Annotated in this window: 27 protein-coding genes and 1 pseudogene; 14 read left to right on the top strand and 14 right to left on the bottom strand. The window is 69.3% G+C overall.

Annotation, left to right across the window (positions count from 1 at the left end; all coding sequences use genetic code 11):
• The 3 genes from ABZ470_RS39185 to ABZ470_RS39175 all read right to left on the bottom strand — a co-directional run.
• Positions 1-2,916 (bottom strand): tetratricopeptide repeat protein (locus ABZ470_RS39185; RefSeq protein ID WP_362917966.1); only part of this gene is annotated, 2,916 nt, incomplete at its 3' end.
• A gap of 94 nt (positions 2,917-3,010) precedes the next feature.
• On the bottom strand, positions 3,011-3,340 hold the full coding sequence (locus ABZ470_RS39180) for a trypco2 family protein (protein ID WP_352015462.1): 330 nt from the start codon (positions 3,338-3,340) through the stop codon (positions 3,011-3,013).
• Positions 3,341-3,481: 141 nt separating this feature from the next.
• Complete coding sequence (locus tag ABZ470_RS39175; RefSeq protein WP_362917964.1) at positions 3,482-3,661, bottom strand: DUF397 domain-containing protein; 180 nt, start codon at positions 3,659-3,661, stop codon at positions 3,482-3,484.
• Here ABZ470_RS39175 and ABZ470_RS39170 point away from each other — a divergent pair.
• Complete coding sequence (locus tag ABZ470_RS39170; RefSeq protein ID WP_362917962.1) at positions 3,660-3,812, top strand: hypothetical protein; 153 nt, start codon at positions 3,660-3,662, stop codon at positions 3,810-3,812. The genes ABZ470_RS39175 and ABZ470_RS39170 overlap by 2 nt on opposite strands.
• Before the next feature lie 193 nt (positions 3,813-4,005).
• Positions 4,006-4,953, top strand: coding sequence for a neutral zinc metallopeptidase (locus ABZ470_RS39165; protein ID WP_362917960.1), 948 nt, complete (start codon positions 4,006-4,008; stop codon positions 4,951-4,953).
• On the opposite strand, the gene ABZ470_RS39160 is transcribed toward ABZ470_RS39165, so the two are convergent.
• Positions 4,916-5,797: a LysR family transcriptional regulator gene (locus tag ABZ470_RS39160; RefSeq protein WP_362918020.1), complete on the bottom strand. Its 882-nt coding sequence runs from the start codon at positions 5,795-5,797 to the stop codon at positions 4,916-4,918. The genes ABZ470_RS39165 and ABZ470_RS39160 overlap by 38 nt on opposite strands.
• A gap of 118 nt (positions 5,798-5,915) precedes the next feature.
• Here ABZ470_RS39160 and ABZ470_RS39155 point away from each other — a divergent pair, with 118 nt between their 5' ends.
• A complete protein-coding gene (locus ABZ470_RS39155; RefSeq protein ID WP_362917958.1) occupies positions 5,916-7,097 on the top strand; it encodes an alpha/beta hydrolase in 1,182 nt (393 codons plus the stop codon).
• Here the strand turns inward: ABZ470_RS39155 and ABZ470_RS39150 are convergent.
• On the bottom strand, positions 7,042-7,605 hold the full coding sequence (locus tag ABZ470_RS39150) for an NAD(P)H-binding protein (RefSeq protein WP_362918018.1): 564 nt from the start codon (positions 7,603-7,605) through the stop codon (positions 7,042-7,044). The genes ABZ470_RS39155 and ABZ470_RS39150 overlap by 56 nt on opposite strands.
• On the opposite strand from ABZ470_RS39150, the gene ABZ470_RS39145 reads away from it, so the two are divergent.
• From ABZ470_RS39145 to ABZ470_RS39135, 3 genes are all read left to right on the top strand, one after another.
• Positions 7,550-7,765 carry a hypothetical protein gene (locus ABZ470_RS39145; protein WP_362918022.1) on the top strand — a complete coding sequence of 72 codons (216 nt, stop codon included), beginning with the start codon at positions 7,550-7,552 and terminating at the stop codon, positions 7,763-7,765. The genes ABZ470_RS39150 and ABZ470_RS39145 overlap by 56 nt on opposite strands.
• A complete protein-coding gene (locus ABZ470_RS39140) occupies positions 7,762-7,938 on the top strand; it encodes a hypothetical protein (RefSeq protein ID WP_362917956.1) in 177 nt (58 codons plus the stop codon). The genes ABZ470_RS39145 and ABZ470_RS39140 overlap by 4 nt, the downstream gene beginning before the upstream one ends.
• A gap of 253 nt (positions 7,939-8,191) precedes the next feature.
• Complete coding sequence (locus ABZ470_RS39135; RefSeq protein ID WP_362917954.1) at positions 8,192-8,491, top strand: hypothetical protein; 300 nt, start codon at positions 8,192-8,194, stop codon at positions 8,489-8,491.
• Positions 8,492-8,678: 187 nt separating this feature from the next.
• Here ABZ470_RS39135 and ABZ470_RS39130 read toward each other — a convergent pair whose 3' ends face one another.
• Positions 8,679-9,920 carry a hypothetical protein gene (locus tag ABZ470_RS39130; protein WP_362917952.1) on the bottom strand — a complete coding sequence of 414 codons (1,242 nt, stop codon included), beginning with the start codon at positions 9,918-9,920 and terminating at the stop codon, positions 8,679-8,681.
• Positions 9,921-10,410: 490 nt separating this feature from the next.
• A pseudogene (locus tag ABZ470_RS39125) lies at positions 10,411-10,557 on the bottom strand (DUF397 domain-containing protein); the annotation flags it as partial.
• A 349-nt stretch (positions 10,558-10,906) separates the two neighbouring features.
• Between ABZ470_RS39125 and ABZ470_RS39120 the strand changes: the two are divergent.
• Entirely contained in the window at positions 10,907-11,626 is a 720-nt protein-coding gene (locus tag ABZ470_RS39120) for a GNAT family N-acetyltransferase (protein WP_362917950.1), read from the top strand.
• 399 nt (positions 11,627-12,025) lie between these two features.
• Here the strand turns inward: ABZ470_RS39120 and ABZ470_RS39115 are convergent, their stop codons facing one another.
• From ABZ470_RS39115 to ABZ470_RS39100, 4 genes are all read right to left on the bottom strand, one after another.
• Positions 12,026-12,229: a DUF397 domain-containing protein gene (locus tag ABZ470_RS39115; protein WP_362917948.1), complete on the bottom strand. Its 204-nt coding sequence runs from the start codon at positions 12,227-12,229 to the stop codon at positions 12,026-12,028.
• Positions 12,230-12,335: 106 nt separating this feature from the next.
• On the bottom strand, positions 12,336-12,542 hold the full coding sequence (locus tag ABZ470_RS39110) for a DUF397 domain-containing protein (RefSeq protein WP_362917946.1): 207 nt from the start codon (positions 12,540-12,542) through the stop codon (positions 12,336-12,338).
• Positions 12,539-13,372: a DUF5753 domain-containing protein gene (locus tag ABZ470_RS39105; protein ID WP_362917944.1), complete on the bottom strand. Its 834-nt coding sequence runs from the start codon at positions 13,370-13,372 to the stop codon at positions 12,539-12,541. The genes ABZ470_RS39110 and ABZ470_RS39105 overlap by 4 nt, the downstream gene beginning before the upstream one ends.
• Positions 13,373-13,593: 221 nt before the next feature.
• On the bottom strand, positions 13,594-13,839 hold the full coding sequence (locus ABZ470_RS39100; RefSeq protein ID WP_362917942.1) for a winged helix-turn-helix domain-containing protein: 246 nt from the start codon (positions 13,837-13,839) through the stop codon (positions 13,594-13,596).
• A gap of 963 nt (positions 13,840-14,802) precedes the next feature.
• Between ABZ470_RS39100 and ABZ470_RS39095 the strand changes: the two genes are divergently transcribed.
• From ABZ470_RS39095 to ABZ470_RS39075, 5 genes are all read left to right on the top strand, one after another.
• Positions 14,803-15,024: a hypothetical protein gene (locus ABZ470_RS39095; protein WP_362917940.1), complete on the top strand. Its 222-nt coding sequence runs from the start codon at positions 14,803-14,805 to the stop codon at positions 15,022-15,024.
• Positions 15,021-15,521 (top strand): hypothetical protein, encoded by a 501-nt coding sequence (locus ABZ470_RS39090; protein ID WP_362917938.1) that lies wholly within the window; start codon positions 15,021-15,023, stop codon positions 15,519-15,521. Before ABZ470_RS39095 ends, ABZ470_RS39090 begins: the two co-directional genes overlap by 4 nt.
• On the top strand, positions 15,518-15,871 hold the full coding sequence (locus ABZ470_RS39085) for a hypothetical protein (protein WP_362917936.1): 354 nt from the start codon (positions 15,518-15,520) through the stop codon (positions 15,869-15,871). The genes ABZ470_RS39090 and ABZ470_RS39085 overlap by 4 nt, the downstream gene beginning before the upstream one ends.
• A gap of 413 nt (positions 15,872-16,284) precedes the next feature.
• A complete protein-coding gene (locus ABZ470_RS39080; protein WP_362917934.1) occupies positions 16,285-16,518 on the top strand; it encodes a hypothetical protein in 234 nt (77 codons plus the stop codon).
• Between the two features lie 13 nt (positions 16,519-16,531).
• On the top strand, positions 16,532-16,756 hold the full coding sequence (locus ABZ470_RS39075) for a BldC family transcriptional regulator (protein WP_362917931.1): 225 nt from the start codon (positions 16,532-16,534) through the stop codon (positions 16,754-16,756).
• 83 nt (positions 16,757-16,839) lie between these two features.
• Here the strand turns inward: ABZ470_RS39075 and ABZ470_RS39070 are convergent, their stop codons facing one another.
• From ABZ470_RS39070 to ABZ470_RS39060, 3 genes are all read right to left on the bottom strand, one after another.
• Positions 16,840-18,327: an aldehyde dehydrogenase family protein gene (locus tag ABZ470_RS39070; RefSeq protein WP_362917929.1), complete on the bottom strand. Its 1,488-nt coding sequence runs from the start codon at positions 18,325-18,327 to the stop codon at positions 16,840-16,842.
• Positions 18,328-18,489: 162 nt separating this feature from the next.
• The gene (locus tag ABZ470_RS39065; RefSeq protein ID WP_362917927.1) at positions 18,490-19,866 is read right to left on the bottom strand and encodes an FAD/NAD(P)-binding protein; all 1,377 of its coding nucleotides are present in this window, start codon (positions 19,864-19,866) and stop codon (positions 18,490-18,492) included.
• A gap of 107 nt (positions 19,867-19,973) precedes the next feature.
• Positions 19,974-20,960 carry a helix-turn-helix domain-containing protein gene (locus ABZ470_RS39060; RefSeq protein WP_362917925.1) on the bottom strand — a complete coding sequence of 329 codons (987 nt, stop codon included), beginning with the start codon at positions 20,958-20,960 and terminating at the stop codon, positions 19,974-19,976.
• A 467-nt stretch (positions 20,961-21,427) separates the two neighbouring features.
• On the opposite strand from ABZ470_RS39060, the gene ABZ470_RS39055 reads away from it, so the two are divergent.
• The gene (locus ABZ470_RS39055) at positions 21,428-21,832 is read left to right on the top strand and encodes a ribonuclease domain-containing protein (RefSeq protein ID WP_362917923.1); all 405 of its coding nucleotides are present in this window, start codon (positions 21,428-21,430) and stop codon (positions 21,830-21,832) included.
• A gap of 164 nt (positions 21,833-21,996) precedes the next feature.
• Positions 21,997-22,524 (top strand): hypothetical protein, encoded by a 528-nt coding sequence (locus ABZ470_RS39050; protein WP_362917921.1) that lies wholly within the window; start codon positions 21,997-21,999, stop codon positions 22,522-22,524.
• Positions 22,525-22,561: the final 37 nt, after the last annotated feature.

Here is a 22,561-nt window from a genome sequence, read left to right as displayed (position 1 = left end):
CAGGCTCATGGCGAGGTCGGGTAGGTGGGCGTCCGGGTGTGTCCGGACCAGCTTCCGGCGGATTGTGGTGGCTTCTTCGATGGCGGCCAGGGCTTCCTCGCGCCGCCCCACCTCCCCCAGCCGGACCGACAGGTTGCTCAGGCTCATGGCGAGGTCGGGTAGGTGGGCGTCCGGGTGTGTCCGGACCAGCTTCCGGCGGATTGTGGTGGCTTCTTCGATGGCGGCCAGGGCTTCTTCGCGCCGCCCCAGGCCCCCCAGATCAACCGACAGGTTGTTCAGGCTCATGGCGAGGTCGGGTAGGTGGGCGTCTGGGTGTGTCCGGGCTAGCTTCCGGCGGATTGTGGTGGCTTCTTCGATGGCGGCCAGGGCTTCTTCGCGCCGTCCTAGATTCCCCAGATCAACCGACAGGTTGTTCAGGCTCGTGGCGAGGTTGGGTAGGTGGGCGTCTGGGTGTGTCCGGGCTAGTTTCCGGCGGATTGTGGTGGCTTCTTCGATGGCGGCCAGGGCTTCTTCGCGCCGTCCCAGGTCTCCCAGGCGATTCGACAGATTGTTCAGGCTCCCCGCGAGGTCGGGTAGGTAGGTGTCTGGGTGTGTCCGGGCTAGTTTCCGGCGGATTGTGGTGGCTTCTTCGATGGCGGCCAGGCCTTCTTCGCGCCGTCCCAGGTCCCCTAGCCGGATCGACAGGTTGTTCAGGCTCATCGCGAGGTTGGGCAGGTCCTGGTAGTCGCGGTGCCAGGTGGACAGGCGGGCGGTAAGGTCGACGGCCCACCCGGCCAGTATCTGGCTGTGCTGCGGCAGGTGGTCATGCCAGGTCCGCATGGTGGTGTGCGGCAGGTCGGGAACGTTCAGCACCTGCTGCAGGGCGTCCAGCAACGGGGACGGGCGCTCCGCCTGGGGAGCGACCTCGATCGCCGCCGGTACCAGCACCGCGGCCTGACGCGTGCACAACGCGGCCAACCCCGCATCCAGGCCACCGGCGAAGACGCGGTGGCTGGCCGCCCGGGTGTAGATGGTCAGCAACTGCACTGCCTGGGCCGTATCGGCGCCGACGGTCAGTTGGTCGGCCAGGCCGGGCCGGGCGGGCAGGTGGCGGCCGATGAAACGCTCGGCCACTCGGTCCGGCTGCAGTGTCCCCCAGGGCTGGTGAGGGTCGGTCGGCGGGTAGAGGGCGGCCAGCCAGTCGCGTACCCGCTCACGGCGTTCGGCAGTCGACTGCTCGGCCAGCGCGGGGACACAGGCCAGCAGTGCCAGGGCCTGGGAGTGGTCGGCGGCGCCCAGCGCGATGGCCGCGGCCAGGGCATCGGTCAGGACCTGAGGCAGCACCAGCCCATCGCGGGTACGGTCATACAGACCGAAGACGACCGCGGCGGACCTCCAGTAACGCTCCTCGTGTTCCAGCAGCCGGTCCTCCACCTCGGCCGCCCCCACCCCCGCCCCCGCTGGACCCATCTCGTGGCCGCCGTCCACAGCCGTTGCGCCGGTGGCGGCGTCCAGCAGATCGGCCAGCGCGCTCATGTGCAGGGTCAGCGCATTCCCCCGCTGCGCCGTGCCCAGCGCGGCCGGCAGGGGCAGGGCAGCGGCCAGGGCGCTCCACGACTCCCCGGCCGACCCGGCGGGGGACGAGTCCTCGGCGAGGGCCGGGGACTGTTCCAGGGCGTGGGCGAAGGCGAGCGCGGCCTGGCGGTAGGCGTGCCCGCGCTCTGCCGGGTCCTGCTCCAGGGCCTGCAGGTCGATGAGGGGAGCGTGCTCCAGCAGAGCCCCGTTGGTGGAGGAGGCGCGTTTGAGGCTGTGCCACCACGAGCCGGCGGTGCGGGCCACCAGCAGTACCTTCAGCGGGCAGGGGCTCTCCAGGCGGGTGGCGGCCTCCAGCAGGGCGGTGACCTGATCGGTGCGTGATTCGGCGTAGTCGACGACCACCAGCAGCCCGGCGGCGGTGTCGGCGATCACGGCCAGATCGGCAGGGGAGGCGTTCGGGCGCAGCCACAGCGTGCCCCACCCGGAGGCGGCCAGTTGCCCGGCCAGGTGGGTGGCCAGGCGAGTCTTGCCCTGCCCGCCCACACCGTGCAGCAGAAGCGCCCCGAACCCCGGCAGATCGGCCCAGGCGTTCAGTCGCGCCAGGACGTCCTGACGGCCGTGGAAGGGCACGATCTGGCGGCGCGCCCGCAGCAGGCCCGCCGGTGAGACCCCGATCCCGCCGGGCACGACGACTGCGGCGGGGTCGGCCGCTTCGGCCAGGTGCTGGAACTCGATCGGCTCCAGCACCACCCCTTCCCGCTCCTCGATGGCGCTGTGCTCGCCCAGCACGGCGCGGAAGGCCGGGTCGTGGTGCAGCACGTAGGCCGGCACCGCCTCCAGATGGCCGTGGCCGCGCCCTGCGGGATCGGCGGCGACGACCCCGGCCAGCAGGTCCCCGCAGAACAGCGCCGCCCCCGACATGCCCGCCCACGGCGAGGATCCGTCCATCGGCGCTTCGGGGGCGGTGCCGGTCACGGCCATGACGTAGCGGTCGCCCACGTAGCGGTCGCCGGGGTTGAGGGTCCCGGAGGGCTGCAGCAAATCAGCCGGACGGCCCTCGCGCTGCACCAGGGCGGGCAGCCCCCAACTCTCGCACGGGATGCCGGGCCGGTAGGTGAGGGTGCGGCCCCAGCGCACCGCCCGGCCCGACGGCGGTCTCCAGGCTGGGTCGTCGATGACGACCAGGGCGGCGTCGTCGCACCCACCTGGTGTGCCCGACCACACCACGCGCCCGAGGTAGGTCTGCGGATGCCCTGGACGGAACACCTCCACCGGCGAGCCGGTCGGGCCGGTCACATGGGCGGAGGTCAGCACCAGTCGCGGCCCGACCACATACCCCGACCCCCGCCCGGACGCGGCCACCGAGGTGGTGGTGACGGCGACCACCCGCTGACGCTGCACCCGCGCTCCCTTCCGCAGAAGGCCCCGGCATCGGCGCCGAGGCCCTGGACCGGTCGAACAGCAGGCCGGACAGTCACGGCCCAGAGCCGGACAGTCAGCGGCCCAGATGCCCGCCGACCTCGCCCGGCCCGGCGATCTGCCCGGAGGTGTCGGTGATCAGCAGGTCACCGCCATCGCGGTGCTTGGGCGTGAGCGTGACGCGAACGGTGTGGGTCCGTGCCCGGCTCACCCCCGCTTCGGCGTCGGCGGAGACGACCCAGGCCTTGAACCCGGCCTTGGCCTTGGCGTCGGCCTTCAACTCCACGGCGAACTCCAGCTCGATCGGCCCCACCGCGAACGCGATGTGGCTGCCCGCTCCGGTGACCGCCGCCTCCAGCAACTCGTCACGCAGCCCTTCGACCGCCTTGGACAGCTCGATCTCCACTCGCCCACCCCTTCCGCCACGGCCCCTCACCGTAAGACAGACGCTCCGCCCGCCGCCCGGGTTTCCCCGCCATTTCAGGCGATTACGGATCGGCAGGGTCTCGCGGGGGAACGGGTGATCAGGCGTCGAAGGCGCCAGTTCTTACGCGGCCGACGAACGAGCTCCACCGGGCGGGGCGAACGCCAGGGCCGGGCCGAAGGGGTCCTTGCTGTCACGGACGGCGACCAGGCCGGGGAGGCTCGTCGAGACCTCGACGCAGTTGCCGCTTCGGTCGCTCAGGCTGTTTTCGCGGAACTGGGCGCCGGTCAGGTCAGAGGACATGGCTGTTTCCCGCCTCGGCCGCCGGAGAACTAGGCTGCCCGAGTACGGCCACGCGCTCGGCCTCGTCCTGATCGTCTCAGCCGCGCTCTACCTGGTCACGGCACTCGTGATGCTCGCGCTCCCGAAGACCGCGGTCGAACACGCCGGGTAGGGAACCCGTGCGGCACACGGCATGTTCCGCCTCCGGAGTCCTGGCCGTACCGGGGTAGTGTCGCCGGTTCGGTATCCGCCTGAATGAGATGTCCGCCTGAACGACAGGCGGCGACGACTTGGCAGGCTTTCTCGGTGTGGAGATCGGGAAGACAATGGGGCCGCGCAGATCTCGTCCAGAGAAAGCGGCTCCGATGGACTTTCGCGACGACGTGGACCTCGACGCCTCCCAGGTCGAGGACGGCGGTGGCGGCGGGTTCCCCGGCGGGGGGCTCATGGTCGGCGGCGGTGTCGTCGGTGTGATCGTGCTGGTGGTGGCGGCGCTGTTCTTCGGGATCGACCCGGCGGCGCTGCTCGGCGGTGGTGACGGTGGTGCCGGTGGCGACGGAGGGGCCCGGCGCCCCGCGACCTCCGGCTCCGACCTGGGCGCCGAGTGCCGCAAGGGCAGCGACGCCGACCAGTCGGACAGGTGCCGGGTGGTCGGCGTGGTCAACAGCGTGCAGGCCTACTGGCGTGAGGCGTTCACCGAACGCGGCAAGGGCGCCTACCGCAACGCCAGGACCATCCTGTTCACCGGGGGAGTGAACACCGGATGCGGCCAGGCCAGTTCGGCGGTCGGCCCGTTCTACTGCCCGGCCGACAGCCGCGTCTATCTCGACCTGGGCTTCTTCGGCGACCTTGAGAGCCGTTTCGGCGCCAGGGGAGGTCCGTTCGCCCAGGCGTATGTGATCGCCCACGAGTACGGTCACCACGTGCAGAACCTGATCGGCACCTCACGACGGGTCGGCGACGACCGCAGGGGGGCCGAGAGCGCCTCGGTCAGGCTGGAGCTCCAGGCGGACTGCTACGCGGGGGTGTGGGCCAAGCACGCCGTCGAGACCGGCTTCTACACCGGCCCGTTCACCGCCGCCGACATCCAGGAGGCGCTGGACGCCGCGGCGGCCGTCGGTGACGACAGGATCCAGCGGCGCACCCAGGGCAGGGTCGATCCCGAGGGCTGGACACACGGCAGCGCCGAACAACGGATGAAGTGGGTTCACCACCGGCTACCGAACGGGAGCCCCCGCCGACTGCGACACCTTCTCCGGCGCCCTCTGAGACCCGTCACTCCACCGGTCGCAGGGCGTCGGCGGCCGCTCTGACGAACGCGCGAACGAGCGGAGTCTCGTCCGAGGTACGCCAGACGAAGGCCCACCGGGAGCGGGGGGCGTCCCGGATGGGGACGAAGGCCAGGCTGGGCCATGGGTAGAAGTCGACCGCCTCGGCGGTGACCCCGGCGGTGGCCTGGCCCGAGGAGACGACACTGAGTGCCTCCTGCCAGGTGGTGACCTTGGGGCCGCGGCGGACGGGGCGGCCGGAAGGGGTGTGCCGAGGGTTGAAGACCTCCTCCATGTGGAGGGGGATCGACTGGCCCTCGACCACGACGCAGTCGCCGAGATCCTCAAGGCAGATGCTGTCCCGTCCCGCGTAGGGATGGTCGGCGGAGACCATCAGCATCACCTCGGAGGTGTGCGAGACCGGTCCGACGGTCAGCTCGGGCTCGCGGATCGGCAGCCACAGGTAGGCCACGTCCAACTCGCCCGACTTGATCAGGTCCAGGGGGGAGGCCGGCTGGATCTCGCGGTGCTGGAGGCGGGCGTCCGGGTGGCGGGCCAGGAACAGGTCGAGAACGTTCTTGATCCGCAGGGAGTACGGACCGGTGGTGCCGAGGGTCAGTGTTCCCGCGGTGCCGTCGGCGGCGGCCTGAGCGGCCGCGATCCCCTGCTCGATCTGCCGGTGGCCGCTCTTGAGCGCCTGGTACAGCTGCTCGCCGAGCGGGGACAGGCGCACGACTCGGGTGGTGCGGTCGAACAGGGGCGCGCCGATGCGCCGTTCCTGCTTTTTGATCGTCTGGCTGACGCGGGCCGGGCTGATGCCCAGCCGCTCGGCCGTACGGCTGAAGTGCAGCTCCTCGGCCGCCACCAGAAAGATCTCGATCTCTCGCATCTCCACGGGCGGCCTCCGGATTATTTAGTTCAGGGTTAAAAGACGTTATCGGATCCGTCGTTGATGCGACGCTGACGGGTCGGGGAGGCTGGGGTGCGCGGAAAGGCTTGGAGGTTCGGTGCCCGTCGGCTATCTGTTCCCGGTGACGCTCGTCGCGGTCGGCACGCTGTTCGCACTGCGGCCGGTGCCGTTCTCACGTCCGCTCGGCCGGGTGAGCTACTACTTCGGCCTGGCCGCCAACGAACTGCCGTTCGCGGCCTTCTTCTGGCTCCTGCTGCTCCCGACGGCGCTGGCGTTCGCCGAAGGCGACATCGACTCGGCAGGCGGGTGGGCGGTCGTCGCCCTGGCCGCCGTGACCACGCTCGGGCTCGCGGTCGTCGCCCGTCGCGCGCTCGGGGAACGGGCACGGGTGGAACACGCCCTGGACCAGGGGCTGGGCACCGGATGGCGTGCCGCCCTCGACGCCGACCTCGCCGAAGGGCTGCGGCGCCGTCCCCCGCTGGCGCGCGTCCTGTTCCTGCCCGTCTTCCGGCGCCGCCTGGACGTCCGGCGCGTGGCCGACCTCTCGTACGGCGACGCCGGTCGGCGCAACCTGCTCGACGTCTACCACCACCGCTCGCGCCCGCAGGGCGCACCCGTCATGATCCACCTGCACGGCGGCACCTACTCCGGCGGACGCAAGAACAGCCAGTCGCTTCCCCTGCTCCACCACCTGGCCGGTCAGGGATGGGTGTGCGTCAGCGCCACCTACCGGCTGCGGCCCCAGGCTCAGCACCCGGATCACCTGATCGACCTCAAGAAGGTCATCGCGTGGGTGCGCGAGCACGCCCACGAGTACGGCGCCGACCCGTCGACGCTGTTCGTCGCGGGCAGCTCGGCGGGCGGGCACATGGCGGCGCTGGCCGCGCTCACCCAGAACGACCCCGCCTTCCAGCCGGGCTTCGAGGACGCCGACACCTCCGTGTCCGGCGCCGTCTACCTGAACGGCTGGTACGGCACCTACTTCGGCCAGGGGCCCGAGTCCTCGCCGCTGGCCCACATCACCGCCGACGCGCCGCCGTTCCTCGTGGCCCATGGTGATCTTGACCCGATCGTGCCCGTCGCCGAGGCCCGGCACTTCGCCGACCGCCTGCGCGAGACCTCGGCCGCCCCCGTCGTCTACGTCGAGTTGCGCGGCGGGAACCACGCCTTCGACCTGTACCACTCGTTCCGCTTCGAGGCGGTCGTCGACGCCGTCGAGGCCTTCACCGCCCTGGTGAGATCGCGGGAGAGGGACTCCCGGCCGCAGGGCCCCCGGTGAACGACGCGGCGTGGTCGGCGACCCACTGGCGGAAGGTTCGCGCGGGCCTTCCGAGGGGGTCGGACACCGTCGAGGTGACGTAGTCGCCACCGGCGTGCCCGTCCTCGCGCAGGATCCGCGCGATGACCTCGGCCACGTCCCGATCGTCGATGGGGGCCGTCTCCGCCGCGCCGTACGGCCACCGGACCACGCCTTCGCCACGGATCGCGGCGGACCACCAGAGCAGGGCGTTCGACGCGAACATTCCCGGCCGGACGATCGTCGCGTCGAGCCCGGTGGCCGCGATGAGCCGCTCGATCTCGGCGTGCAGCGCCGCCATCGGGTTCGGTTGCCGGAAGAACGGGTGCGGGGTCCGGTGCGGCGCGGACAGGTAGACGACCCGCCGCGCGTGGGCGGCCGGCCGGTCGGCGACGGCCGCCGCGGTCCGCGACCGGCACCCCGAGATCGCGCCGATGACGGCGCTGCACCGGCATTTCCTGGCCGGTCTCGATCGCTTCGAGCCGGTCACCGGCCTCAACGACCACCCCGAGGTCGTGGCGTTCCATCGGCTGATGTTCACCACCCCGAGCCTGGCGGGACGGCTCCTGCAGCACATGCTCGACGACGAGGACGCGTTGGCCGCCGTCCTCGACCCCGGTGTCCGGGGCCGCCACAGGCCGCCCAGGTGATCGCGGCCCAACGCGTACTGGCCCCGACCAACTGGCAGAAGATCGCCGACGGACGGACCGCACACGATGTACGACCCGAGGCGATTGCCGACGCGAACCACGCCTTCACCCAACTGCGCCACACGACGGGCGACGTCGCGGAGGAGCCGATGACCGTGCACCATCCGTCCTGACGACTGCCCCGCCAAGAGCGCCATGAAATGGACAATGGCGCACGCGCAGAAGGACAATCTGAGGGCCGCCGATCACTACAAGAAGCTTACGAAGCTCTACAAGGATCCCAAGTATCAAGCAGCCGCATAGCGGCGCAACCCAGCCGGCCGGACTCCTTGGCGAAGGAGAAGGCGTTGTCGAAGTCCTTTGGGAGACCTTCTCCAGGGGTAGGACGACCGGGGTACCAGTCCATCGATTCTTTAGGCCCATCAAATGAGATATCTTGTCCTTTCTGCCGACTATCTTGACTTTTCGATCAGAGATGTCGCCGATGGTGAAATCGATCGAGACGGGATACCCGCCGAGCTCCAGGACCAATTGCGAGACTGGAACAGTGACTACCAGTCCATCGTCGCACTTGGCGATGTCGACCGCTCGGAGGCGGCTGTCGCCGAGCAGATCGCGAACCTTGACCAGCGAGGGAAGGTGCTGGCCGGAGCGCTCGCGTCAATTCTGCTGAATGTTGGAGAGGTCCGGTACTACAGCGAGGGCAAGCTTACCTACATCCCGTAAAGGCGCGGAGCAATGAGCGCCTGATACGCGCCCTGTACCGCAAGGCTCAGGCGGACAGGCCAAGGCCGGGCCGGAGGGCTCGGACGGCGATCAGCCGGGGAGGCATGAGGCTCCATCGCGAGCGGCCGAGCAGTCGGATGACGGAGCGGCGTCACCTCGTCATCCGACTGCTCAACCGGGTGTCACGTCAGCGGAGTTCGGGGTAGTACGTGTCGGCGACCCATTCGCCGAACTTCATCCCGTGCTTGGCTCCAGCGGCAAGGCCCTGGAACTGGAGGATGAACGGCGCGGTTCCTCCGGTTTCGGGGATGAGGAGCACACCGACGGCGGATCCGCCGACCCATCCGGTCAGGGCGCCCGCGACGCCCCAGTTCCTGATGATCTTCTCCCTGGGAGTGAGCTCACGCCACGTTTTCGTCGCGGGATTGTAGACGTGGTTGGCGAGGAAGGAGGCGTCTTCCATGTTGTCGTATACGCTCGTGAGGTGAGGGAAGCCGCCACTGAAGATCTTCTCGCGGCGCTCCCACGGAGGGATATCCGTGACCTTCTGAGGGGCCTGGGAAACCGGATCGGCGACGGGCGGGGTTTTGGCGACGCGTTGCGCGCAGGCGGTGCCGATTCCTCGGGAGACGCCGAGGGAGAAGGCGAGATAGTCCAGGTGGATGGCGGTGACGAGGGCGGCGGCGTTCGTCGTGGCCGGGTTCGGGCTCGCCGTGACGAGCACGGATTTGGTGGGGGCGGTGTCGGCCGGGGGCGGGGCCAGGGCGTCGAGTGCCTGCTGCAGCATCTCGTCCTGCCAGTAGAGGCGCAGCGTCAGCGTGGCCGCCGCCTGTTGTGCCTGGTTGTCGCGGGTGGACAGCCGGGTGATCGCGGCGGCTTCCTCCACCCTGCGGACCAGGGGCGCGGCGTCGGCGGAGCGGGACGGGACCGGTACGGCCGGGGAGGCGCTGCGTAGGGTGCGCAGGATCGTCTGGTGGACGACCTGGGCGGGGACCTCGGTGGCGGTGCCGGCGAGGGCGTCGTTGACCTGTGCGACCTGCTGGTTGACGGCGTCGATGACGATCTCGATGTCGTCGTCTTCCGGGAAGGGCAGCGTGTGGGCGTCGGCGTCGAATTCGGCGGCGGCGGTGGCGGAGGCGAGCAGGTGGGCGCTGAGCTGGGCGTCACCGATCTGCTCGGCCTGCTCGGCCAGGTCGGCGCGGAAGGCGGCGATACCGGCGCGCAGGGTCTCGGCGTAGTCGGGGTCGTCCTCGGCGACCTTGGCCACGACGGCCAGCTCCGGGTCCGACAGCAGCGGCGTCACGGGCGCCGGGGACAACACGATCGCAATGGCTTCCTCGATGGAGAGGCCGCTGTCGGATCTGAGGTCGGTGGTGAGGGGGGAGGCAGCGAGGCGAGCACGCGTCGCGATCTCGAGTAGGAGCTCCACTGGAGGGGTGGGTGCAATCTTGCTGATATGTCCGCTTGTGCCGGACTTGCCGCCACTGAACGGTAATACCACGAATACATCCTTTCGTCTGACCGATCAGGATGCGACTTTAACCTTTTTAAGGGACGTCATGCGATAAAAACTGCCAACCAAAAACCCAACTCCCCGTCAGCCCCACCCCACTCACCACCATCCACCCCGTTCCCACCTAAAACCCACCACCAAGCACGAAATGCCCACAAAAACCGCCCCTGGGCAATCAAACGGTCACCACCTCGCCGAACTGACAACAGCCGAATAAGAGAGCAAATAGGCGAGCCCACCAGTCGGGGCCTCTTCAGAGCGATGAGCGACGTGAGTTTCGTCCCGTACGGCCCGGCCTAGTTTCGAACCCAGCGACCCCGAGGGTAAAGTCCCAGGTCAGGTGGGTGAGACGGACTAGTTCTGCGGCAGTCCGGCGGTAGCGCAGAGGTGCGGGTCAGAGCGTTGATCATCTTTGGGTACGGCCCGGCGTATGGGCAGGCGTGAACGCCAGGGCCGGGCCGGAGGGGTCTTTGCTGTCTCGGACGGCGATCAGGCCGGGGAGGTCGGTGGCGACTTCCACACAGTTGTCGTTGCCTCCGCTGAGGTTGCTTTTGCGGAACTCGGCGCCTGCGGATGCTCCTCAACGCGTGCAAGTCCCGGCGCCGTGTCGGCGTCAGGGGCTTGCCTGGTCCGCTCGGATTCGAGTTGAACGGTGAGTTCATCCGCTATGGCCCCAGCAGTAGTTGCGGGACCTCAAGACCGAATTCGGAGCCCGCCCGGAGGACGGCTAAAGCGTGTATCGAAAGTGCTGGTCGTCAGCGTGCACTGCCTAAAGTGGCATGCGGTCTTCGCTCGGTCGTGCTGGGATCACCGCTATGAATGACTATGTCCCTGACGAAGCCGACTTGGCGGACAGGATGGAACGGAACCTGGCGGAACACGCCTGTCATCTGCACCGGAGTATGCCCAACGCAACTGTCGCAGAGACCGGTGACCTCCTGGTCGCGGACAGCGGCCTGGACGACGACACGTTCAACATCGTCGCGGCGGCCCGCTTCACCGACGCCGACACCACGGCCCGCATCACCGAGACCGTCGGGACGCTGGTCGGCACCGGCCGCGGTTTCTCCTGGTGGGTGGGCCCTGCCTCGACACCGGCAGACCTCACCGCCCGCCTGACGGCGGCCGGTCTGCCGGTGTCCGAACGCGAGACGGCGATGTGGGCCGAGCTGGACGACACCCTGCCGCCTCCCGTCGTCCCGGGACTGGGCATCCGGACGGTGACCACGCCTGAACAGCTCGCCGACTACGCCACGGTCCTCGCCGCCAACTGGAATCCACCCGCTGAAACCGTCCGCGACTTCTTCGCCCGGGCCGCTTCGCAGGCGCTGGCCGCGACCTGCCCGGCCCGGTACCTGGTGGGCTACGTGGAGAACCGCCCGGTCTGCTCCGCCGAGGTGTTCCACCACGCGGGAGTCGCCGGCATCTACAACATCTCCACCCTGGCCGCCCACCGTCGGCGTGGCTACGGCGGAGCCATCACGCTCGCGGCCCTCCGTACGGCCCGCGAGCGAGACCACCGCATCGCGGTCCTGCAGGCGTCGGCCGACGGCGAACCCGTCTACCGCCGCCTGGGATTCCGCGCCTGCGGCCAGTTCGTCGAACATGCCATCAATGCCTGAACCGCCAAGACTCCACGGGCCGCCCTGAATGAGCCGGTCACCGCCACTCAAGGGTGGCCGCTACGAGGACAGCGGCCCCGTGGCGGCCCGCGAGCTTGTCGTATGCGGGTGCGGTTCCTGCGGGAGGCGACGCCTTGTCAGCGGGCACGCGATCGGGGCGGACACGCGGCCGGGCCCGGCCCGAGGCGGGGCACACGGACCCTCTCCGGAACGGGCTCGAACTGAGGCAAGTCGCTGCCCTGTCGTCACCACGACCGACATGGGCCTCTGCCCTGCTCGACCGCCAGGCGCGACTTGGTGGTGAACCCGCCGCGCGACCTTCCCAGCCCGTGATCTGTGGGCTGTCCCTGGCATAGACAAGACCCCGGCGCCGTACGGTGCCAGGGCCTTGAAGGGGGATCAGGCGTCGAAGGTGCCGGTGTTGATGCGGCCGATGAACGAGCGCCACTGGGTGGGGGTGAAGGCCAGGGCCGGGCCGGAGGGGTCTTTGCTGTCGCGGACGGCGACCAGGCCGGGGAGGTTGGTGGCGACCTCCACGCAGTTGTCGTTGGCGCCGCTGAGGGTGGACTTGCGGAACTTGGCGCTGGTCAGGTTGGGGGTCATGGGGTTCCTCGCTTTTGGGTGAGCGGGTCCTGACTTTCACTGTGTGAGCTGTACCTGGCATGCACAAGGCCCTGGCGCCGTACGGTGCCAGGGCCTTGAAGGGGGATCAGGCGTCGAAGGTGCCGGTGTTGATGCGGCCGATGAACGAGCGCCACTGAGCGGGGGTGAACGCCAGGGCCGGGCCGGAAGGGTTCTTGCTGTCGCGGACGGCGATCAGGTTGGGGAGGTTGGTGGCGACCTCCACGCAGTTGTTGTTGCCTCCGCTGAGGGTGGACTTGCGGAACTCGGCGCCGGTCAGGTCGCGGGGGATCATGTTTCGCTCCTCACTGCGGCGATGAGCGCCGCAGACTCCTCGGGGGACAGGCAGGCGCCAGCAAGGCGCTCAAAGAGCAGGATAAGGTCCCGTACCTGATGATCCGCTTCGACGTACACCTCTCCGGCAGGGCTTTCGGTGTAGCCAACATCCGGGTCCTGAGGATCGAAGCTCAGGACAGAGAAAGGCCCTTCCATACCCGGATGCGCTCCGGCGCCCAGCGGGAGGATCTGCACGGTGATGTGCGGTTGGTTCGCGTTCTCAAGAAGACTGGCGAGTTGCTGGTCCATGATCTGGGTCGAGCCCACAGGACGGCGGATGGCGGCCTCGTCGATCAGCGCGTGTAGGGTCAGGGCCTTCGGGCCGACGACGTTGATTTTGCGGACCATTCGAGCGCTCACGCGCCGGTTTAGCTCGCCTTCCTCAATGCTGGGATGTCTGGCGCGGATGACTTCGCGGGCGTAGTCCTCACTTTGGAGCAGACCCGGGATCACGGCTGCTTCCCAGGTGCGGATGGCGGTAGCGTCGTCTTCCAGGGCGACGTAGCCACCGGTGAAAACGTCGGAGTAGGCGGTCCACCAGCCACGGCGGTTGGCGTCGCGGGCGAGCTGGATCAGCCCACTTTTGGTGTAGCTGTCTGCGCCGAACAGATCACAGGCGTGAACCAGGTCCGTCTCAGAGACCATGATCCGTCCACCTTCGACGCGATGAACCTTGCTGAGCGACCATCCGAGTCGGAGTGCGGCCTCAGCGGTGCTGAGCTCAGCCTCTTCCCGGAGTCTGCGCAGTTCACGGCCCAGACGACGATGCCGGACGGTGGGGGATTTCATTGGCATGACCTCAGTGTGCCGTGTCCGGCGAGAAAATTCTCGTGCTTTCGGCTTGCAGTCGTGCCGTAAGCACGCGCATTATGGATTCGCGAGGTTACCCACTGTGAGTGAGGTCATCATGGCACGAAGGCATGGATCGACCCCCGTCAGCCGTACGTCCGGGGTGTCAGACGTCCTCCCCTGATGGAGGAAAGCCGGGCATCAGGGGAGGCAAGCACACCTCAGCCGCTCTCCCGGCCGGGGTAGCTGACGAAGGTTCCGATCTGGGGGACCGTGTAGACCAACCCCTGATCGCGAAGGTAGGCCACCACCTTGCGGGCCGTGGTCCTGGCGATGCCGAACTCCTGCACCATCTGCGCCTCCGATGGGACCAGGTGCCGAGGCTGGTACTCCCCGCTGTGGATCCTGCTCTCCAGGATCTCGACCACCTGGATCCAGATCGGGCGATCGGGCTCGTAGTCATGCACGAGACGAACGTAGAGATGCATCCACGCGCCGTGTCATATGACTACGGCTGGTAACGGATCTGCATGAGTAGATACGAGTGCAGATAAGAAGTCGAACGTACAAGCGATCAAAAACATCCGAAGCGTAAAAAACGGACCTGCCCGGCGTTGCGCCGCCGGAACAGGTCCTTGATCAGGAAGGTAACTCCTGACGTGAGCAAGAGTAGTGCTCCGGGCATCGGCTCGGACACGTGCCGCTGTTTCAACGGTGCCATGCCGTTGCCGATGGGGTGTGCCCGGTGTGGGCATGCCCCCTATGCCCACGGCTGTTCGCAGCAGGACGGGCACGAGTACGTGCAGCCGTCCGGGCTGCTGATGAACGCCCGTCTTCAGGCCCGTCGTGCGTACGGCCCGCAGGTTCTTCCGGTTCCTCGGCCTCCGGTGGAGGTGGCGCCCGCCGAGGTGATTCCGTTGCTGCCCGCTCAGCGTCGGCCCGATCCCGATCCTGAGCCGGTGGCGCCCGCGTTGGTCCCGGCCGCGAAGGTGGTTGGGCCAGATCGGGCGCCTGGTCAGGGTTGTCCTGTTCCTGAGCCGGATGCGCTCGCGGTGACCCCGGCCGCGAAGGCCGTACCGGACGGTTCTGTGGAGCCGGTTGCCGGTGGTGACCCGGGTGCGGTTCCGGAGTCGGTTTCTGTCGTGCCGGTACGGCCTGCCCGGCCGCCGTTGTCTCGGCGGGTTCGGCGTCCGTTCCCTCGGGTCCCCCGGTCGGGGGTCATCTGGACGCGGGTGCGTCAGCCCGGCCATCACGGTGTACGGCCTGCGAGCGGCGGGCCGTACCGGCGCGGGGACCGATGTCGCGTTCCTCATGTTCCTACGGCCTGTCGGCCGGTTCGGGTTTCGGCTGTTTCTTGTTCCGCAGGGCAGGCCCGTCTGGCGATCACCTCGTCGGTAAGAGCCTCTGATCGGATCACGGAGGTCCAGATCATGCACAACACCCCCAACCGTCCGGTGATCCCGGGCTGGCGGTTGATCATCAGCGACGCGGGCCGCTTCTGGGCCTTCCGCAATCACCTCTTCCCCCGCGCCGCCGTACGAGCCGGGGCCGAGTCGGCCGTGGACGCCGACACCTTCGACGAGATCCAGGCCGCCGTGGCCGAGCAGGAGGAGACCGCCCGCGCCGCCCTGGTCGAGGAGGTCACCTCATGACCGGACGACACAGGGACGGCCTGCCGTACGCCCCCGTGTATCGGCGGGTGTGGGACGGCCCGGCGCGGGCAGAGGCCGAACGGATCGACCTGGCCTGGGCGGAATGGACCGTGCTCTACAGCCTGGGACGACGCGCCTTCTACGCCGTCGCCGCCTGGGAGGGCCGCCGGCCGGTCATCGTCGAAGACCCAACCGGCGACGGGCTGGAGGAGCGGATGCGGGAGGCCGAGATGATCCGGGCGATCAGGCTCGCGGCGCCCATGGCGAAGCCTTCCCCGGCGCCGGTTCGGCGTAGGAGGGGTGGGGCCGGTCGTCCGCCCTCCGGGGCGCGGAACGAGGTGGTCGGCGGGGAGCGGGGTTCGCCGGGCGAGGAGACGGCATCCGCTGGCGGACGGCGTTCGCCGGGCGAGGGACCGGTGCCTGCCGGGGGACGGCCTTCGCCGGGTGAGGAGACGGTGTCCGCCGGAGGGCGTTCGCCGGGTGGGAGGGCGGCATGACGTCGGGTATCGCGCGGCGGAGTTGCGACGCCGTACAGCGGGTCCACTCCGACTGGCTCGTCTTCCACAACTCGGCGACCGGCCTGTGGAGCGCCTACCGTCGTTTTCTTCCCGGCAGGGCGGGGCTCGGGGAGGTGCTGCTGGTGCGGGCCGGGTCGGCCGAGGAATTGGATCGCAAGCTGGCCGCCCAGGTGTCTCCGGCGGTGCCGCCGAGCATCCGGGCCATGGCCGTCGCCCGCGCCCTCCAGGCCAGGACCGTCCGGCTCTCCCGGGCCGTTCAGGCCGTATGCCCTGGTCAGGCCGTTGTCTCAGGCCGGGCTACGGCGTTGCGCAGGTTGCTGCGCTCTTGAAGCCGGTACGGCGGGCGGTGGAAATTCATCCCACCCGCTGCCCGCCGTACCTCAAGCGTGCGGCTCAGGTAGGAGGGACCTGGGCCGCACACCTCCGCAGGACGGCTCCCGCGCACGCCCGGGACATGGCAGGGCGTGTTGGGGAAGGGGGAGTCGTCTGGCGCACCGGCCTCATTCGTGGGGCCGGTCCTCCTCCAGGGTGCCCGGCCGTCGTGCTCCCCGGCTCGGGGCCGGGCACCCGCCCCCTCCTCGTCTCCGCCAAGGCCCTGAACCCGGACCTCACGGCCCGGACGAGGGCCGTGGAGCTCACGGCCTGAGTGATCGGGCAACCCGGTCCGGACGAAGGTCCTCGGGTCTCACGGCCCCGGCCTGAGCGAAGCGTGTTCCTGTCCGCCCTCCGAACCAGGACGACCATGACCGACTACGAGAGACGCCTGATCGACCTGCTCATCAGCACCCACCCGGCCTGGCGGTACGAGGAGCGGAACCTGCCAGGTCTGCCCCGGTGGTGGGCCGTCCGCTACGAACCGCTGCGGCCCGACCAGCGCAGGGCCGGAGCCAGGGACGTGCTCGGCCGTACGACCCTGCACCGGCTCGCCGACGCCCTGGCCTGGCATGACGAGATCCTGCACCGCAGCCGCTACTGAAAGAGAGCCCCCCATGCCCTCACTCAAGGCCGTCGCCCCCGACGGCACCTTCACCACCGGCCCCGACACCACGGAAAAACTCCTCACCCCCGGCGAGGTCGCCCGGATCTTCGGCGTGGACCCCAAGACCGTCAACCGATGGGCCCTCACCGGGCGCATCCCCTCGGTGCGAACCCCCAGCGGACAACGCCGCTACCGCCAGAGCGACATCGGCGCGCTGCTGAGCGGACAGGCCTGAGCGTCGCGCGGAGGGCCCTGCCGTCAGGGCCCTCCGCCCCTCGAATGCGACTTCCGGAAGGTGTCCGGCGCGCCGGGGTGGGGTCAGATGTGGAGCTGGGTGCAGACCGACTTGACCTCGGTGTAGGCGTCGAGGACCTGGTGACCCATCTCGCGGCCCCAGCCCGACTGCTTGTAGCCGCCGAACGGCAGGGCGGCGTCGAAGACGTTGTAGCAGTTGATCCAGACCGTGCCCGCGCGGATCCGGCCTGCCAGGGCGTGCGCCTTGGAGATGTCACGGGTCCAGATGCCCGCCCCGAGCCCGTAGACGGTGTCGTTGGCCTGGGCGGCGATCTCGTCCAGGTCGGAGAAGGGCGAGGCGACCACGACGGGCCCGAAGATCTCCTCACGGACGAGCCGCATCTCCGGCCGCACGTCGGTGATCACGGTCGGCTGGACGAAGTAGCCCTGGTCGCCGTGCCGGTCGCCGCCGGTCACGGTCCTGGCGCCCTCCTGGCGGCCCGAGTCCAGGTAGCCGGTCACCCGGCGCAGCTGCTCGTCGGAGACCAGCGGCCCCATCTGCGTGTCCGCGTCGAGGCCGGGGCCGAGCCTGATGCCGCGGGCGATCTCGGCGACCCCCTCGACGACCTCGTCGAACCGGCTGCGGTGCACGAAGAGCCGGGACCCGGCGATGCAGCACTGACCGTGGTTGAAGAAGATCGCGTTCGCCGCGCCCCGGACGGCGAGGGCGGGGTCGGCGTCGTCGAAGACGACGTTGGGGCTCTTGCCGCCGAGCTCCAGGGTGACCTTCTTCAGGTTGCCCGCCGCGGCGTGGACGATCAGCCTGCCGACCTCGGTCGAGCCGGTGAAGGCGACCTTGTCCACGCCGTCGTGGGCGGCCAGCGCCGCTCCTGCGGTCTCGCCGTACCCGGGCAGGACGTTGACCACGCCGTCCGGCACCCCCGCCTCGGCGATCAGCTCGGCCAGTCGCAGGGCCGAGAGCGGGGTCTGCTCGGCGGGCTTGAGGATCACCACGTTCCCGGTGGCCAGGGCGGGGCCGAGCTTCCAGGCGGCCATCAGCAGCGGGAAGTTCCACGGGATGATCTGGGCGACCACACCGACCGGCTCGCGCAGGGTGTAGGCGTGGAAGGTCGAACCCGGCACCGAAAGGGCGATCGTGTTTCCCTCGATCTTGGTGGCCCAGCCCGCCATGTAGTGGAACAGGTCGGCGGCCAGCGGGACGTCCGCGACCCGCGCGACGGACAGGGGCTTGCCGTTGTCCAGGGATTCGAGCTGGGCCAGCTCCTCGGCGTGCTCCAGGATCAGGTCGCCGATCCGCCAGATGATCCGTCCCCGTTCGGAGGCGGTCATCCTGGACCACGGGCCGTGCTCGAAGGCCCTGCGGGCCGCGCGTACCGCCCGGTCGACGTCCTCGGCGTCGGCCTCGGCGACGTGCGCGAGGGTCTGGCCGGTGGCGGGGTCCGGGGTGGCGAAGGTCCTGCCGGACGCGGCGTCGACCCATTGGCCGTCGATGAACAGTTGGTGGGGGCTGGTGATGAAGTCCTCGACGCTCTTGTCCAGGGCCACCGTCATTGGCGTTGGCTCCCTTCCTGTTCGAAGGCGCTCCGCCGGGCCGTGCGTCCGCCCGTGCCGATGAGCGTCCCGGTCCTTGGGAGGGCGGCCCGTTGGACGAGTAGCCTTCATGACACTATGCGTGAGGAAAGTGCACAAGGTGTGCTTTGGGTGGCCTGAGGGTCACCGTGGATGAACGGCCAGGGCCAGAGCGTCGGCGATGCGAGGGGCCAGGGCCGCGGCCTGGGCACGGATCTCCGCGATGGCCGTCGTCTCGTAGAGGGTTCCGCGCAGCGTCGGCCCCAGCGTGAAGATCCGGTCGCTCGGCCGGCCCGTCGCGTCGAGGACGGCGCCGCGGGGATCGGCGTCGATCCCGAGCCGCAGCGCGTCCTGCCGTACCACGCCGTCGGCGACCAGTCGGGACAGGAAGGGATCACCGGCGACGCCGCTTCCCGGGCCGGTCGCGTTGACCAGCCAGCCGACGTCGAGCCGCCTGGTGGTGCCGTCGGCGCTCACCCGGGCGCTGATCCCCTCGGGGCCGGTCGTGGCCCGGACCAGCCGGCCGCGGAGCACCCGCAGCCTGCCGTTCGCCCGCAACTCGCCGATCCTGGCGGCCGTCGCGGGAGGGATGCGGTGCCGGTGGACCTCCCAGTGGCGCGCGACCAGGTCGAGGAAGCGCCGCCGGTCGTCCGGGCTCAGGTTCGCCCACAGCCGCTGGGTCCGCGGGCGCAGGCCGTCGACCACCGCGGGCCAGTCACCCCCGTTGTCCCGTACGGCCAGCCGTACGGCGCGCAGCAGGGCGGCCAGGCCGAGCGGTCCCTCGGGGATCGCCGCCTGGACCGGGGGCGGCACGGGGCAGGGATGGGGCAGGGGCAGCAGGGCGTGCCGCGACAGCGCGTGCACCACCGTGCCCGGGTGCGCGGAGGTCACCGTGAGGGCCACGTCCACCATGGTCAGCCCGGTCCCCACCACGAGGACCGGCGCGCCGTCACGGATCCTGGCCAGGGCGCCGGGGGCCCACGGGTCGGCGACGTAGCGGCGGCTGCCCGCGTCCACGACCCTCGGCCAGGGGGCCTGGGGGCGGTTGCCCAGTGCGAGCACGGCGGCGTCGGCACCGATCCGACCGCCTCCGGAGAGCTGGACCCGCACGTCGGGGCCCTCGTCGGGGCACTGGAGGAGGGCGGTCGCCGTGGCGGTCACCCGGCGCACCACCCGGACGGGCCGGTCCTCGGCGGCGGCCAGCAGGTCGCGCAGGTAGCGCCCGTAGGCCTGCCGGGGCAGGTAGCCGGAGCCGTCGACGTCGAGCCCGTTGTCCCGGGCCCAGCGCAGCAGGTGCCCCGGGTCGTCGTCCAGCCCGCTCATCCTGTCGGTCGCGGCGTTGAGCAGGTGCCGGGGGTCGGTGGTCGAGTAGGCCTGGCCCTGCGCGTGCCTGCCGTACTGGTCGATCAACATGATCTCCAGTGGCATGGCACGCGCCCGCGCCAGGCGGAGGAGATGGACCGCGGCCAAGGTGCCGCTCGCGCCACCACCCACGATGACGACAGATGGAGATCCTGACACGGCGTCCATCATACCCACTATCCTGGTAGGATATATGGGATGTACTGCATGGGCCCCTGGTAGGCGGGGGTTCTGCCGCCATCGACCCCCGCCCTGTCAGGTGGTTCTCAGCCGGCCGCCATGGAGGGGTAACTCGGTTCGGGGCTGCGGCTGTAGCGCTGGCGGTGGGCACGGGGTGACAGGCCCCGCCGTTTGGCGAACTGCTCGCGGAAGACCGCGACGGAGTTGTATCCGACGAGCCGGGCGATCTCCTCGATCCGCAGTTCGGTGGTTTCGAGGAGCTCCTCGGCGCGGCTGAGCCGCTGGGCCAGCAGCCAGGAGTGCGGCGTCGTGCCCATGGCGGCCCGGAACTTGCGGGCGAAGGTGCGCGGGCTCATCAGGGCCTGGGCGGCCAGGTCGTTGACGAGCAGGGGTCTGTCCAGGTTGTTGCGGGCCCAGTGGATGACCCCGGCGAACAGCGCGTCCTCGTCGCCGGGCACCGAGCGGGTGATGACCTGGGCCTGGTCGCCGTCCCGGTGCGGCGCGGCGACCAACGCGCGGGCGACGACGTTGGCCACGGCGGCGCCGTGTTCGCGGCGTAGCAGGTGCAGGCACATGTCGATGCCCGCGATGATCCCGGCGCCGGTGATCACCAGCCCCTCGTCGATGTAGAGGGTGTCGGCGGTCACGGTGACGTTGGGATAGACCTGGGCGAAGTCATCCAGGAGGTGCCAGTGGGTGCTCGCGCGCAGTCCGTCGAGCAACCCGGTCGCGGCCAGCAGGTGGGTGCCGGTGCAGAAGGCGGCGATGATCGCGCCACGCCGGTTGGCCGCGCGCAGTCCGGCGACCAACTCGGGGGTGGGTTCGGGGCGGGTGTCGTACCCCGGCATCAGGATGATCAGTTCGGCCTTGTCGAGGCGTTCGATACCGTGCTCGACGTGCATCGACAGGCCCAGGTCGGTGCGGAGCGGACCAGGCCGCTCGGCGCACACCGTGAAGTCGAACGGCGGAAGCTCGGCTTCGAGGCGGTCGGCGAAGATCGCGCCTATCCCCCCGATGTCGAACGTGCTCACGCCATCCGTGGCGAAGACAACCACCGATCGGAAAGCGGACATCCGGTCAGCCGACCGACAGTGTGACGGTGGACAGTTCTACAACCGTCTGACTATTTCTCATGGAACAAGTGAACCCTAGAAACCACGGTTTGGAACGTCACTTCGATTAATGTTCATGGATTTCGCCTCCGGTGGTGGTCCGGGTGTGGCCTGAGGGACGGAAGTGGCGCCGGAGCGCGGACCGTGGGCGGTGCGGTACGAGGGGTGGTCGATCCGGTGAGGCGGAAACCCCCTTTCTCGGCGGGTGACCGAAAGGCGCGGCGGACACCTGGAATTTGGGATGGACGGAGAGACTTCACACGGGCATCCGGAAACTGTGGCGGGGAATCGCGGTTCCTGGCAGGGAAACGCATGTCCTCTCCGGGCCACGAAGAGTTCATCCCGCCTTCGGCGGGCGTCGTCCTCGTCGCGCGATCCCCCGGTGATCCTGGCGGTGTCCGCCCCTTCGTGGTCTGTGAGGAGGCCCCGTGAACGCCCCCCGTCGTCTCCGGTCCGTTCCGCTCGCCGTCACGCTCGCCGTGATGACGTTCCTGACCGGCCTGGTCGCCGTCACCCCCGCCGACGCCGCCGTCTACTCGACCTGCACCGTCTCCCGGTGCTCCGACGCCCGCTCGGCCGCCTCGACCTGGGCGGCCAAGGGATACCCGACGAGCAGCGGGTGGTACTCCTGGCCCGACGGCCGGTACAACTACACCGGCGGCCAGTTCTACAACCGTGAGGGGCAGCTGCCCTCGGGCGCCACCTACTACGAGTACGACGTGTACTCCCGGGCCAGGGGCGCGGCACGTGACGCCTACCGCATCGTCGTCAACCGCTCCACCGGCGTCGTCTGGTTCTCCCCCAACCACTACACCGACTTCTACCGGCTCTGACCCCACCGGTACGGCAGTGTGGCCGTCACCTCGCCGTTGTTGTGTCTGTCGTGCACCCTCCAAATCGTGAGAAAGTCCCCCTGTCGGAGAGGGTCGGCTCCCGCACCGGCCCCTCCGTGACGTCACTTCGCCACGCCCTGACGGGGGGTCCTATGAAGCGTTGGGTGGCCGTCGTCGGTCTGCTGCTCTGCATTTCGCTTGTGGGAGACGACCTCGGCCTCACCTCACCGAACGTTCCCCGATCGTCGGCCCCGGATCCCCTGCTTCTCACAATTGGATACACCGGCATACCCTTCTTTCTTTTCATGCTGGTCATAGGCCCTCGAATCAGGGGGCCGCACAGAAGGGCCATCAAAGAGAACCGCCGGATCCTGGCCAGCGCACACAAGATCGGTGACAGTGCCGGAGTCGCTTACGCGCTCCGAAACCTGGGAATCATCCACACGGATATCAAGGATCTGTCGATCGGTTTCGACTACGCCACCAAGAGCTTCGCCCTTCATCGGCAGCTGGGAGTTGACGTCACTCCCGACCTGCATCTTCTGGCTCGTCAACGTGAGCTGATGGGTGATTCCAAATTCCTCAAGAAGATTCATGAGGCGCTTGACGAGGCGACCTCAGACGACCTCGTTCGGCTACTCGGAGAATCCGAAACCCGCAAATACCCGCAGGAGCCCCCGAACGGGGTGTGACATTCCCGTCGTGCGATGGTCGTCCACGCCGTTCTGG

It is taken from the genome of Streptosporangium sp. NPDC020072, from assembly GCF_040631445.1.
Classification (GTDB): domain Bacteria; phylum Actinomycetota; class Actinomycetes; order Streptosporangiales; family Streptosporangiaceae; genus Streptosporangium.
The sequence above is the reverse complement of the archived record's forward strand: the minus strand, read 5'-3'. Positions and strand labels throughout refer to the sequence as shown.

Excerpts from the sequence above, each read along its gene's own strand:
- ABZ470_RS39170 (WP_362917962.1), top strand. The coding sequence starts at position 3,660 with ATGGCTGTTTCCCGCCTCGGCCGCCGGAGAACTAGGCTGCCCGAGTAC.
- ABZ470_RS39175 (WP_362917964.1), bottom strand. The coding sequence starts at position 3,661 with ATGTCCTCTGACCTGACCGGCGCCCAGTTCCGCGAAAACAGCCTGAGC.
- ABZ470_RS39165 (WP_362917960.1), top strand. The coding sequence starts at position 4,006 with ATGGACTTTCGCGACGACGTGGACCTCGACGCCTCCCAGGTCGAGGAC.
- ABZ470_RS39160 (WP_362918020.1), bottom strand. The coding sequence starts at position 5,797 with ATGCGAGAGATCGAGATCTTTCTGGTGGCGGCCGAGGAGCTGCACTTC.
- ABZ470_RS39145 (WP_362918022.1), top strand. The coding sequence starts at position 7,550 with ATGACGGCGCTGCACCGGCATTTCCTGGCCGGTCTCGATCGCTTCGAG.
- ABZ470_RS39135 (WP_362917954.1), top strand. The coding sequence starts at position 8,192 with ATGAGATATCTTGTCCTTTCTGCCGACTATCTTGACTTTTCGATCAGA.
- ABZ470_RS39120 (WP_362917950.1), top strand. The coding sequence starts at position 10,907 with ATGCCCAACGCAACTGTCGCAGAGACCGGTGACCTCCTGGTCGCGGAC.
- ABZ470_RS39115 (WP_362917948.1), bottom strand. The coding sequence starts at position 12,229 with ATGACCCCCAACCTGACCAGCGCCAAGTTCCGCAAGTCCACCCTCAGC.
- ABZ470_RS39110 (WP_362917946.1), bottom strand. The coding sequence starts at position 12,542 with ATGATCCCCCGCGACCTGACCGGCGCCGAGTTCCGCAAGTCCACCCTC.
- ABZ470_RS39105 (WP_362917944.1), bottom strand. The coding sequence starts at position 13,372 with ATGAAATCCCCCACCGTCCGGCATCGTCGTCTGGGCCGTGAACTGCGC.
- ABZ470_RS39095 (WP_362917940.1), top strand. The coding sequence starts at position 14,803 with ATGCACAACACCCCCAACCGTCCGGTGATCCCGGGCTGGCGGTTGATC.
- ABZ470_RS39090 (WP_362917938.1), top strand. The coding sequence starts at position 15,021 with ATGACCGGACGACACAGGGACGGCCTGCCGTACGCCCCCGTGTATCGG.
- ABZ470_RS39085 (WP_362917936.1), top strand. The coding sequence starts at position 15,518 with ATGACGTCGGGTATCGCGCGGCGGAGTTGCGACGCCGTACAGCGGGTC.
- ABZ470_RS39080 (WP_362917934.1), top strand. The coding sequence starts at position 16,285 with ATGACCGACTACGAGAGACGCCTGATCGACCTGCTCATCAGCACCCAC.
- ABZ470_RS39075 (WP_362917931.1), top strand. The coding sequence starts at position 16,532 with ATGCCCTCACTCAAGGCCGTCGCCCCCGACGGCACCTTCACCACCGGC.
- ABZ470_RS39070 (WP_362917929.1), bottom strand. The coding sequence starts at position 18,327 with ATGACGGTGGCCCTGGACAAGAGCGTCGAGGACTTCATCACCAGCCCC.
- ABZ470_RS39060 (WP_362917925.1), bottom strand. The coding sequence starts at position 20,960 with ATGTCCGCTTTCCGATCGGTGGTTGTCTTCGCCACGGATGGCGTGAGC.